The organism is Pseudomonas sp. FW305-70, from assembly GCF_058783925.1.
Genome location: NZ_JBYSYZ010000028.1, coordinates 1 through 12,299, shown reverse-complemented (window position 1 = coordinate 12,299; position 12,299 = coordinate 1). Strand labels below are relative to the sequence as shown.

The 12,299-nt window shown below is 60.5% G+C and carries 10 protein-coding genes; 7 read left to right on the top strand and 3 right to left on the bottom strand.

The features are described 5' to 3' along the window. Nucleotides 1-69: 69 nt before the first annotated feature. The 4 genes from AC3WN7_RS19575 to AC3WN7_RS19560 all read left to right on the top strand — a co-directional run bounded on the left by AC3WN7_RS19575 (nt 70) and on the right by AC3WN7_RS19560 (nt 5,324). Nucleotides 70-2,661 (top strand): glycosyltransferase, encoded by a 2,592-nt coding sequence (locus AC3WN7_RS19575; protein ID WP_095965030.1) that lies wholly within the window; start codon nt 70-72, stop codon nt 2,659-2,661. Between the two features lie 240 nt (nt 2,662-2,901). Next, nucleotides 2,902-4,053, top strand: coding sequence for a succinyl-diaminopimelate desuccinylase (gene dapE, locus AC3WN7_RS19570; protein WP_007995764.1), 1,152 nt, complete (start codon nt 2,902-2,904; stop codon nt 4,051-4,053). Continuing rightward, complete coding sequence (locus AC3WN7_RS19565; RefSeq protein WP_095965029.1) at nt 4,053-4,862, top strand: putative RNA methyltransferase; 810 nt, start codon at nt 4,053-4,055, stop codon at nt 4,860-4,862. Before dapE ends, AC3WN7_RS19565 begins: the two co-directional genes overlap by 1 nt. Nucleotides 4,863-4,946: 84 nt before the next feature. Then, nucleotides 4,947-5,324 carry a hypothetical protein gene (locus AC3WN7_RS19560; RefSeq protein WP_007978418.1) on the top strand — a complete coding sequence of 126 codons (378 nt, stop codon included), beginning with the start codon at nt 4,947-4,949 and terminating at the stop codon, nt 5,322-5,324. Between the two features lie 146 nt (nt 5,325-5,470). Here the strand turns inward: AC3WN7_RS19560 and AC3WN7_RS19555 are convergent, their stop codons facing one another. Further along, entirely contained in the window at nt 5,471-5,680 is a 210-nt protein-coding gene (locus AC3WN7_RS19555) for a cold shock domain-containing protein (protein ID WP_007954750.1), read from the bottom strand. Between the two features lie 236 nt (nt 5,681-5,916). Between AC3WN7_RS19555 and plsB the strand changes: the two genes are divergently transcribed. Genes plsB through AC3WN7_RS19540 form a run of 3 tightly spaced genes read left to right on the top strand, consistent with a single transcriptional unit; the run spans nt 5,917 to nt 9,590 of the window. Then, entirely contained in the window at nt 5,917-8,418 is a 2,502-nt protein-coding gene (plsB, locus tag AC3WN7_RS19550) for a glycerol-3-phosphate 1-O-acyltransferase PlsB (protein WP_095965028.1), read from the top strand. Nucleotides 8,419-8,472: 54 nt separating this feature from the next. Beyond that, a complete protein-coding gene (locus AC3WN7_RS19545; RefSeq protein WP_095965027.1) occupies nt 8,473-8,871 on the top strand; it encodes a YbaY family lipoprotein in 399 nt (132 codons plus the stop codon). Nucleotides 8,872-8,900: 29 nt separating this feature from the next. Further along, nucleotides 8,901-9,590, top strand: coding sequence for a DUF4197 domain-containing protein (locus tag AC3WN7_RS19540; RefSeq protein ID WP_015093746.1), 690 nt, complete (start codon nt 8,901-8,903; stop codon nt 9,588-9,590). Between the two features lie 50 nt (nt 9,591-9,640). On the opposite strand, the gene AC3WN7_RS19535 is transcribed toward AC3WN7_RS19540, so the two are convergent. After that, complete coding sequence (locus AC3WN7_RS19535) at nt 9,641-10,987, bottom strand: Fic family protein (protein ID WP_102674610.1); 1,347 nt, start codon at nt 10,985-10,987, stop codon at nt 9,641-9,643. 144 nt (nt 10,988-11,131) lie between these two features. Further along, nucleotides 11,132-11,413, bottom strand: a complete 282-nt coding sequence (locus tag AC3WN7_RS19530; RefSeq protein ID WP_095965025.1) for a DUF6124 family protein — start codon at nt 11,411-11,413, stop codon at nt 11,132-11,134. Nucleotides 11,414-12,299 lie beyond the last annotated feature (886 nt).

The following is a 12,299-nucleotide window of genomic DNA, read 5'->3' as shown; positions in this document are numbered from 1 at the left end:
TAGGATGCGCGCCCCTTGGCGGCAGCCAACCGTTCCTTCGTTCCACAGCCTTTGGAACCTGAAATAACCATGTCATCGCGTAAATTTGGACTCAACCTGGTCGTGGTGCTCGCCATCGCGGCCTTGTTTACCGGCTTCTGGGCGCTGATCAACCGCCCGGTCACCGCCCCCAACTGGCCTGAACAGATCTCCGGCTTCTCGTACTCGCCATTCCAGCAGGGCCAGTTCCCGCAAAAAGACCAGTACCCGACCGACGATCAAATGCGTCGCGACCTGGAGATCATGAGCAAGCTGACGGATAACATCCGCATCTACTCGGTCGATGGCACCCTGCAAAACATCCCGAAACTGGCGGAAGAGTTTGGTTTGCGGGTGACACTGGGGATCTGGATCAGTCCGGACCAGGAACGCAACGAACGGGAAATTACCCGCGCCATCGAAATCGCCAACTCTTCGCGCAGCGTGGTTCGTGTGGTGGTCGGCAACGAAGCGATCTTCCGCAAGGAAATCACCGCCGCCGAACTGAGCGTGATGCTCGATCGTGTCCGCGCCGCCGTGAAGGTGCCGGTGACCACGTCCGAGCAATGGCACGTCTGGGAAGAACACCCGGAACTGGCCAAGCACGTCGACCTGATCGCCGCGCACGTCCTGCCTTACTGGGAATTCATCCCGATGGACAAGGCCGGGCAGTTCGTCCTCGACCGCGCCCGCGACCTGAAAAAGATGTTCCCGAAAAAGCCGCTGCTGCTGTCCGAAGTGGGCTGGCCGAGCAATGGCCGCATGCGCGGCGGCGCCGATGCTTCGCCAGCAGACCAGGCGATCTACCTGCGAACCCTGGTCAACAAGCTCAATCGCCAGGGTTTCAACTACTTCGTGATCGAAGCGTTTGACCAGCCGTGGAAAGTCAGCGACGAAGGTTCCGTTGGCGCCTACTGGGGCGTATTCAACGCCGCGCGCCAGCAGAAGTTCAACTTCGAAGGCCCGGTGGTGGCGATTCCGCAGTGGCGCGTGTTGGCCATCGGTTCGGTGGTATTGGCGCTGTTGTCGCTGACCCTGCTGATGATCGACGGCTCGGCCCTGCGCCAGCGTGGTCGCACCTTCCTGACCTTCATTGCGTTCCTCTGTGGTTCGGTGCTGGTGTGGATCGGCTACGACTACAGCCAGCAGTACAGCACCTGGTTCAGCCTGACAGTGGGTTTCCTGCTTGCCCTCGGTGCGCTTGGGGTGTTCATCGTGCTGCTGACCGAAGCCCATGAACTGGCCGAAGCGGTGTGGGTGCACAAGCGCCGCCGCGAGTTCCTGCCGGTGGAAGGCGATTCCGGCTACCGCCCGAAAGTGTCGATTCACGTGCCCTGCTACAACGAACCGCCGGAGATGGTCAAACAGACCCTCAACGCCCTGGCCAACCTCGACTATCCGGATTTCGAAGTCCTGATCATCGACAACAACACCAAGGACCCGGCGGTCTGGGAACCGGTGCGCGACTACTGCGCCACCCTCGGCCCGCGCTTCAAGTTCTTCCACGTGGCACCGCTGGCCGGCTTCAAGGGTGGCGCGCTGAACTACCTGATTCCGCACACCGCCAAAGACGCCGAAGTGATTGCCGTGATCGACTCGGACTACTGCGTCGACCGCAACTGGCTCAAACACATGGTGCCGCATTTCGCCGACCCGAAAATCGCTGTGGTGCAGTCGCCACAGGATTACCGCGACCAGAACGAAAGCACCTTCAAGAAGCTCTGCTACGCGGAATACAAAGGCTTCTTCCATATCGGCATGGTCACCCGCAACGACCGCGACGCGATCATCCAGCACGGCACCATGACCATGACCCGCCGTTCGGTGCTTGAAGAGCTGGGCTGGGCCGACTGGTGCATCTGTGAAGACGCCGAGCTGGGCCTGCGCGTATTCGAGAAAGGCCTGTCGGCGGCGTACTACCACACCAGCTACGGCAAAGGCCTGATGCCCGATACCTTCATCGACTTCAAGAAACAGCGTTTCCGCTGGGCCTACGGAGCGATTCAGATCATCAAGCGCCACACCGCCAGCCTGCTGCGCGGCAAGGACACCGAGCTGACCCGCGGTCAGCGCTACCACTTCCTCGCGGGCTGGTTGCCGTGGGTGGCGGACGGCATGAACATCTTCTTTACCGTCGGCGCGCTGTTGTGGTCGGCGGCAATGATCATCGTGCCGCAACGGGTCGATCCGCCGCTGCTGATCTTCGCAATCCCGCCGTTGGCGCTGTTCGTGTTCAAGGTCGCCAAGATCATCTTCCTCTACCGTCGTGCGGTCGGGGTGAACTTGAAGGATGCCTTCTGCGCGGCGCTGGCCGGTCTGGCGTTGTCCCACACCATCGCCAAAGCGGTGCTGTACGGCTTCTTCACCAGCAGCATTCCGTTCTTCCGCACACCGAAAAACGCCGACAACCATGGTTTCTGGGTAGCGATTTCCGAAGCGCGCGAAGAGTTGTTCATCATGCTGCTGTTGTGGAGCGCGGCGCTGGGGATTTATCTGGTCAACGGCATGCCGAGCAACGACATGCGCTTCTGGGTCACCATGCTGCTGGTGCAGTCGCTGCCGTATCTGGCGGCGCTGATCATGGCGTTCCTGTCGTCGCTGCCGAAACCGGCCGCCGAGCCTGAAGCGGCACCTGTCGTCTAAATCTTTGCGGATGCACTAAACGGCGGCCAATGGTCGCCGTTTTGCTTTAAGATAACCGCCATTTTGCGGGGCTTGGGCACGTCGCGGTTTTCCGATCGAACCCAATACCTGTGGGAGCGGGCTTGCTCGCGAATGCGTTGTAACAGTTGAGGCGTATGTTGACTGACACACCGCTTTCGCGAGCAAGCCCGCTCCCACATTAAAAGCCCAAGCCCATATTCCATGATTCCGGAGTTTTCCATGACGGCCCACGCCGACCTTTCGCCGACCCTTCAACTCGCCATCGACCTGATCCGCCGTCCGTCCGTGACACCGATCGACGCCGATTGCCAGAAGCAGATGATGCAGCGCCTGGGCGATGCCGGTTTCACCCTGGAACCGATGCGCATCGAAGATGTGGATAACTTCTGGGCCACCCACGGCCAGGATGATGGTCCGGTGCTGTGCTTCGCCGGCCACACCGACGTGGTCCCGACCGGCCCGGTAACGGCCTGGCAGATCGAGCCGTTCAACGCGCTGATCGACGAACACGGCATGCTCTGCGGCCGTGGCGCTGCCGACATGAAAGGCAGCCTCGCCGCCATGACCGTCGCGTCCGAGCGTTTTGTCGCCGACTACCCGAATCACAAGGGCAAAGTCGCGTTCCTGATCACCAGCGATGAAGAAGGCCCGGCGCACCACGGCACCAAGGCAGTGGTCGAACGCCTCGCCGCGCGCAAGGAGCGTCTGGACTGGTGCATCGTCGGCGAACCGTCGAGCACCACCCTGGTGGGTGACGTGGTCAAGAACGGCCGTCGCGGCTCCCTCGGCGCCAAGCTGACCGTGCGCGGTGTGCAAGGTCACGTGGCTTACCCGCACCTGGCAAAGAATCCGATCCACCTCGCCGCTCCGGCCCTGGCAGAACTGGCCGCCGAGCACTGGGACCACGGCAACGATTTCTTCCCGCCGACCAGTTTCCAGATCTCCAACGTCAACTCCGGCACCGGTGCGACCAACGTGATCCCGGGTGACCTGGTGGCGGTGTTCAACTTCCGCTTCTCCACCGAGTCCACGGTCGAAGGCTTGCAGAAGCGCGTCGCCGACATCCTCGACAAGCACGGCCTGGACTGGCACGTCGACTGGGCCTTGTCCGGTCTGCCGTTCCTCACCGAGCCAGGCGCGCTGCTGGACGCGGTGTCGTCGAGCATCAAGGACATCACCGGTCGCGACACCAAGGCGTCCACCAGCGGCGGCACCTCCGACGGGCGCTTCATCGCGACCATGGGCACGCAAGTGGTTGAGCTGGGCCCGGTCAACGCGACCATCCACCAGGTCAACGAGCGTGTGCTGGCAGCCGACCTCGATGTGCTGACCGAAATCTACTACCAGACCCTGATCAAGTTGCTCGCCTGATGCTTGCCTGCCCTATCTGCAGCGAACCGCTCAATGCGGTGGACAACGGTGTGGTCTGCCCCGCCGGGCACCGGTTCGACCGTGCACGCCAGGGTTACCTGAACCTGCTGCCGGTGCAGCACAAAAACAGCCGCGACCCTGGGGATAACCAGGCGATGGTCGAAGCGCGCCGTGACTTCCTCAATGCCGGGCACTATGCGCCGGTGGCCAGGCGTCTGGCGGAGCTGGCCGCCCGCTATGCACCGCAGCGCTGGCTGGACATCGGTTGTGGCGAGGGCTACTACACCGCGCAGATCGCCGAGGCGCTGCCAGAGGCCGAAGGTTATGCCCTGGACATCTCCCGCGAAGCGGTCAAACGCGCCTGCAAACGCAACCCGCAGCTCACCTGGTTGATCGCCAGCATGGCGCGGGTGCCGTTGGCTTCCGGCAGTTGCCAGTTCCTCGCCAGCGTCTTCAGCCCGCTGGACTGGGAAGAAGCCAAACGCCTGCTCAGCGTCGGCGGCGGCCTGATGAAAGTCGGGCCGACCAGCGGCCACCTGATGGAGTTGCGCGAGCGGCTGTACGATGAGGTCCGCGAGTACATCGACGACAAGCATCTTGACCTGGTGCCGGAAGGCATGGCGCTGGCGCACAGCGAAACCCTGGAATTCAAACTGACGCTCCACAGTGGTCAGGACCGGGCGAACCTGCTGGCGATGACGCCCCACGGCTGGCGCGCCAGTGCCGAACGCCGTGCTGCCGTTATCGAGCAGGCCGAGCCGTTCGAGGTCACCGTGTCGATGCGCTACGATTATTTCGTTCTTCAATAACTTCAAACATTTTTGGTCTTGGGCAACGGCTCAAGGCCGGCTAAATCCGCGAATGGATTTTTCAGACCCGCAGTGAGGACATCCATGCGCCAGCCCGATATCGAGATTTACCTGAAAGACGCCGACGTCGATCACAAAGCCATTGCCGCCTGGCTAGGCGCGGCACTTGGCCCGTGTTCGGATTGGGTGCAGAAGGGCCAGACCTACAAGTGCAAGGCCGGCAACGTGCCGGTGACCTGGCTGCCAAAAGCGGTCGGCAAGTGGAACAGCCTGTACCTGGAAAGCGACCAGACCCCATGGGACGACGACATCGCCTGCGCCCGCGCCGCGTTTGCCGCGCTGAACGTCGAAGTGCGTTGCGCGCCGGGAACCTGGGTCGAGGAAGAAGGTGAAGAGACGGCGGACCGCTGGATTCGCATCAGCGCCGATGGTGAAGAAGAGATCACCTGGAAAACGGCTTAAAGCCTGAACACCGCCCCTGTAGGAGCGAGCTTGCTCGCGATGGTCTTCAACGATAACGCGCCAACTCCGAGTATGCGCGGCGTCCTTGAGTTCTTCGCGAGCAAGCTCGCTCCTACAGTGGTTTTTGAGTGAACTGAAGATCCGGTTTACAGACCCACCACATCCTCAGCCTGCAACCCCTTCTGCCCTTCGACCACCGCATATTCAACCTGCTGGCCTTCGGTCAGTGAGCGGTGCCCCTCGCCACGAATCGCGCGGTAGTGCACGAACACGTCCACCCCGTCCTCGCGCTGAATGAAGCCGTAGCCCTTGGCGTCGTTGAACCACTTCACGTTGCCGGTTTCGCGTGTTGCCATTTGTTCATACTCCCTTTTTATTATTGATCGGGCTTTTCGCAGGAAAGCCTCGGGAACGTCAGCCTGCGCATACCGGTCCCATGTGGGTAACGGCGACAGAGCGCCGAGTATATGACAGACGTGAAAACTCTCAACAAGACTTTACTTAGGTGCTTTTTTGCCGATTTTCAGCGAATACGGCACACTATCGGCTTCCCGAGCAAACGCTTGGTTTCATTCACTCACGCAGAAGCCGTATGACCCGTTCCCCGTTCCGCCGTCTTGTGTTTGGCACCCTGCGTCGACTGCTGTACCTCTGGGTTCGCTCAGAGACGATCAACCAGTCGTCGTTCACCCTCAACCTCGACCGCAGTCGTCCGGTGTTCTACGTCCTGCAAAACCCATCGCTGACCGACCTTGCCGTGGTCGACACCGAGTGCAGCAAGGCGGGTCTGCCGCGCCCCGTGCTGCCGGTATCGGTGGGCAACCTGCTGGAACCGGCCGCGTTCTTCTACCTGACGCCGGACCCGGACTGGCTCGGCCGCCAGGACAAGCGCGGCGCACCGCCAACCTTGACCCGCCTGGTCAGCGCCCTGAGCCAGAACGCCGCCGAAGACGCGCAGATCATTCCGGTCAGCGTGTTCTGGGGCCAGTCGCCGGACAGCGAAAACAGCCCGTGGAAACTCCTGTTCGCCGATAGCTGGGCGGTGACCGGGCGCCTGCGTCGCTTGTTGAGCATCATCGTGTTGGGCCGCAAGACCCGCGTGCAGTTCTCCGCGCCGATCCACCTGCGCGAACTGATCGAACACAACAAGGGCCACGAGCGCACCGTGCGCATGGCCCAGCGCATCCTGCGGGTACACTTTCGCAACCTGAAGGCGGCGGTGATCGGCCCGGACATTTCCCACCGTCGCAACCTGGTCAAGGGCCTGCTGAACCAGCCGCAGGTCAGACAGGCGATCCTCGACGAAGCCGAACGCGAGAACATTTCGCCGGAAAAAGCCAAGGCCCAGGCCCTGCGCTATGGCAACGAAATCGCCTCGGACTACACCTACACCGCCATCCGTTTTATGGAAGTGGTGCTGAGCTGGTTCTGGAACAAGATCTACGACGGCATCAAGGTCAACCACATCGAAGGCGTGCAGAAGGTCGCCCAGGGTCACGAAGTGATCTACGTACCCTGCCACCGCAGCCATATCGATTATCTGCTGCTGTCCTACCTGCTGTTCCGCAACGGCCTGACCCCGCCGCACATCGCCGCCGGGATCAACCTGAACATGCCGGTGATCGGCGGCCTGCTACGTCGTGGCGGCGCGTTTTTCATGCGCCGGACGTTCAAGGGCAACCCGCTGTACACCTCGGTGTTCAACGAATACCTGCACACCCTGTTCACCAAGGGCTTCCCGGTGGAGTATTTCGTCGAGGGTGGCCGTTCGCGCACCGGGCGCATGCTGCAACCGAAAACCGGGATGCTGGCGATCACCCTGCGCAGCTTCCTGCGTTCGTCGCGCATGCCCATTGTCTTCGTGCCGGTGTACATCGGCTACGAGCGCGTACTGGAAGGCCGGACCTACCTCGGCGAATTGCGCGGTGCGGCCAAGAAGAAAGAATCGATCTTCGACATCTTCAAAGTCATCGGCGCACTCAAGCAGCGCTTCGGCCAGGTCGCGGTGAACTTCGGCGAGCCGATCAAACTGGCGCAATTCCTCGACAGCGAACAGCCGGACTGGCGCCAACAGGAACTCGGCCCGCAGTTCAGACCGGCCTGGCTCAACGAAACCACCAACCGCCTCGGCGAGAAGGTCGCGCGGCATCTGAACGAAGCGGCAGCGATCAACCCGGTCAACCTCGTCGCCCTGGCGCTGCTGTCCACCAGCCGCCTGGCCCTGGACGACCGCGCCATGGCACGGGTGCTCGACCTGTATCTGGCGCTGCTGCGCAAGGTGCCGTACTCGCCGCACACCACCCTGCCGGAAGGTGACGGCCGGGCGCTGATCGAGCACGTGAAGGACATGGACCTGCTGTCCGAGCAGAGCGATGCCCTGGGCAAGATTCTGTATCTGGACGAACAGAACGCCGTCCTGATGACCTACTACCGCAACAACGTATTGCACATCTTCGCCCTGCCGGCACTGCTGGCGAGCTTCTTCCAGAGTGCCTCGCGCATGAGCCGCGAACAGATCCTGCGCTACACCCGCGCGCTGTACCCGTACCTGCAAGCGGAGCTGTTCATTCGCTGGTCGCTGGACGAACTGGATGCGGTGATTGATCAATGGCTGGAGGCGTTCGTCGAGCAAGGCCTGCTGCGCGTCGAGAACGATGTGTACCTGCGCCCGGCGCCAAGCTCACGGCATTTCGTGTTGCTGACGCTGCTGTCGAAAAGCATCGCCCAGACCCTGCAGCGTTTCTACATGACCGTGTCCCTGCTGCTCAACAGCGGCCAGAACAGCATCAGCGCCGAAGAACTGGAAGACCTGTGCACGGTCATGGCCCAGCGCCTGTCGATCCTGCATGGCCTGAACGCCCCGGAGTTCTTCGACAAGAGCCTGTTCCGCCACTTCATCCAGACCCTGCTCGACCTCGAAGTGCTCAAGCGCGACGAAGCAGGCAAGCTCGGTTATCACGAACTGCTCGGCGAACTGGCCGAAGGCGCGGCCAAACGGGTGTTGCCGGCGGAGATCCGTTTGTCGATCCGGCAGGTGGCGTTGCATCGCAGTGAAGATGCGGCGGATCAAGCGATCCCAGCGCCACAGGCCTGATGCAAAACCTGTGGGAGCGAGCAGGCTCGCTCCCACATCAATTGGAGATTGCTGATGAAAAAACTGACTCTTCTGGCCGCTGCCACCCTGCTCAGCGCTTGCCAATCGACTTCCCCGAGCGACAAGGCGAGCCTCGACGGCGAAGTCTTTTACCTGCAACGCAGCGCTCTGCCGCCCACAGCTACCCTGAGCGTGAGCTTGCAGGACGTGTCTGTGGCCGACGCACCGGCCATTGTCCTCGACGAACAGAACGGCCCGGTCAAAGGCCAGGTGCCACTGCCGTTTCATCTGAGTTACGATCCGGCGCAGGTCAAACCAGGCCATCGCTACTCGGTCAGCGCGCGCATCGAAGTCGACGGAAAGCTGATGTTCATCACCACCGAACACCATGCCGTGCGTCTTGATGGCAAGGACCCGCAACCGCTGAAAATCCGCGTCGACGCCATTCGCTAACTCTCTCTTTTTTGAACAAGGAAGCTGCCATGCTCCGCCCTACCCTTCGTTTTGCCGGCCTGTGCGCAGGATTGATGATCTGTGCCAACGCCCTGGCGCTCTCCCTCAGCGACCTGTCGCAGAAAGACGCCACCGGCGGGCTCAAGGACGCACTGACCCAAGGCGCGCAACTGGCCGTGAAACAACTCGGCACCCCGGGCGGCTTCAGCGACAACCCGGAAGTAAAAATCGAACTGCCGGGCAAACTGGGCAAGGTCGCGAGCAAAATGAAACAGTTCGGCATGGGTGACCAGGTCGATGAACTGGAAGCCAGCATGAACAAGGCGGCCGAAACCGCCGTCACCCAGGCCCAGCCAATCCTCGTCGATGCCGTGAAGAAAATGACCGTGGAAGACGCCAAGGGCATCCTCAGCGGCGGCAACGACTCGGCCACCCAATACCTCAACAAGACCAGCCGCGAACAGATCCGCGCCAAGTTCCTGCCGATCGTCAAGCAAGCTACCGACAAGGTGGGCCTGGCCCAGCAGTACAACTCGTTCGCCGGACAAGCGGCGACCATGGGCGTATTGGACGCGAAGAACGCCAACGTCGAAAACTACGTCACCGAACAGGCATTGAATGGCTTGTTCGAAATGATCGGCAAACAGGAAGAAACCATCCGCCAGAACCCGGCGGCTGCGGCGACCAGTTTGGCGAAGAAGGTGTTTGGCACGCTCTAAGCCACAACACAAAACCCTGTGGGAGTGGGCCTGCTCGCTCCCACATTGGTTCAGGTCATGGAGGCAGGTCGTAGAAAAAACACCCACTCCTGTCCCATCTTCCGTTTCTCAAATAACTTCAACTCGACCAGCCCATTCAATGTGGCTGATGCCGTGTTGTGAGAGCACCCCAGGTTTTCCTTCACATTGACCGCAGTAAACTCCTTTGCCATTCCGCTCTTGGCCACTTGAAACACGGCCCGCTGATTCTCCGTGAGTTGCTCGAGAAAACCACTTTCCCGCAACCATCGATCAAAGCACTCGGCATCAACCAGACTTTTCCGATACGCCTCGGTAAAACTGCCCACGGCACGCAGCACCACCGAACACTGGAAATCGACGAAATACGTCAGATCCAGATCATCCGCCTCGGTATCCAGGTATGAGCGCCCGTACTTCACCGGTGCATTGCGTAACAAGACGCTGATCGCGATATAGCGGAACGCCGAGAAGTCATTCTTGAACATGAACCAGTAAAACAGCGCCCGCGCGACCCGACCGTTGCCGTCACGAAAAGGATGTTCATAACCCAGGGCAAAATGCAGAGCGATGCCTTTGATCAAAGGGTGAAGGTAATCCGCTTGATGGAAGTTGTTATGGGAATGGTTGATCCATTCCGCCAGCTTCTGCAAACGCAACCCAATACCTGCTGCTGGCGGCGGCGTATGAACGGTGTTGCCCTCGCCATCCTGCACCACGACATCATCACGGCTTCTGAACACCCCCGGCGAATACTGCAGATCATCGATGCCCTCGACGCCAACGCAGTGCATCGCCGCGATCAACTCAATGCTCAGAGGCTCGTAGCGCTGCTCCCAGGCGAAGTTCATCATCTTGAAATTACCGATGACCATTCGCTCGTCCGGCGTACGCGGCAGGCGATGACGCTTGAGCATATCCTTGGCCACACGTGTCGTGGTTGCCGCGCCTTCGAGCTGGCTGCTACTGATGGCTTCATCTTCAATCAGGTCATTGAGCAGATAGCTGAAGTGCGCACGCTCGCCGATCTGGCTGGTCATGTACTCCAGCACGGCCGTAGTGGTTTGCCGGTCTACCGCGGAAATAGCCTTTTGCGCCAGCGGCGTCAGCACGAATTGCAGCCACCGCACCGGATCACCCAATGGCAAAAGACTCGAATACTGCGCCGTCCGGGCTTTCTTGACCAAGGCCCAGCACAAACTGGAATCCAGACCCGGCGCCCAGCGATAGCGCAACGCATCGAATGGCAGATAACGCCCCTGATCGTCCAGGGGCTTGAGCAGAGCCAAGTAATCCGCGAGACGCTCCTTGTGAGGCGACTGCCCTAGTCGATCAAACACCGGGTCGGTCCGTCCCCGCAACTTGGGTGGATTCTTCATACGCACTGTCTCAAACATTCACAAAACCGGGGTTTGAGTACAACACCTGGGCTCATGAGCCTCAATATCAGACGGGTCCGAGATAAATGTAGGAACAATGAGGGCCCGCTGATGGGTACAGGTTCAGCGGGCTTCTTCCTATTGCTATTGCTGCTGATCCAACTGATCGAGCACGCGATTCACTGATAGTTGCGCCAGGACAATCATCTGCTGAATGCCGAGTGCCAGATTGCAGGTTGGGCCGGTCAGGATGGACGACAGTTCGGTTGCCATTACATTGGCTGAAGCGAGGGTTTCGTAGGCATGGACCAACAAGGTTTCGGAGTCGACGCCTGGGTAGATAGTGAAAATTGGGCAGGGGCGGTTTGAAGTGCCGGTATTTTCTTCGGACTCTGGAGCCGGGGGGTTGGGGCTGGGTTTGATCATTGTGAAGCTCCTAACGAAAGTTGGAGCAGCCAGCATCACTTGCAGATGATGGGTGGCAGCTGTATGCGGGTCTGCAAGACCGAGTTGTTAGGCAAACCCGGCAGACCCGAAGATCTCCCGCACACAGCCACCATAAATCGGTGGTCGCTAAAAAAGCGCCACGATTATAGGTGCGCCAGTGGGCGCCTAACAAACTATTGGCGGGCTTGCAGTCCCGGTCGCTGAATTGGCAGCGACCATCAGAGGCTAGTGATCGTGCTTCCGACAGGCAACCTGAAAGTCTTGTGGGAATGGTCTGAATGGTTGGCTTGGGCGGTAAACGTTGTTGACTGTTGGGCAGCCATCGCGAGCAAGCTCGCTCCCACAGTTGGGCCGGGGACACCTGAAAGAAATTGGTTGGCTGACAGGCCGTCTTCGCGAGCAAGCCCGCTCCCACAATTGGACCGAGTGCATTCGGTAGAAATTGGTCGGCTGTCAGGCCGCCTTCGCGAGCAAGCTCGCTCCCACAGTTGGGCCGGGGACACCTGAAAGAAATTGGTTGGCTGGCAGGCCGTCTTCGCGAGCAAGCCCGCTCCCACAATTTGACCGAGTACATCTGAAAGAAATTGGTCGGCTGTCAGGCCGCCTTCGCGAGCAGGCTCGCTCCCACAGAAGAGCAAAGGCAGAGCGGCGTACACCCACGCTTCTCACCACTCAACAGGCCGAGCGTTAGCTCGCCTGCAGCTCTTGATCTTGATCCACCCGCCCCCTCGGCAGGCTGAGTGGAGGTGTTCATCCGGGGATGGGCGCGCAGCGCCGTTCGGCGCAGCCGAACTCATTGCATGTAGGTCGAAGCGAAGCCGACCGGAGGGCAATGCCCCCGGATGAATACCGGAGCGAAGGAACC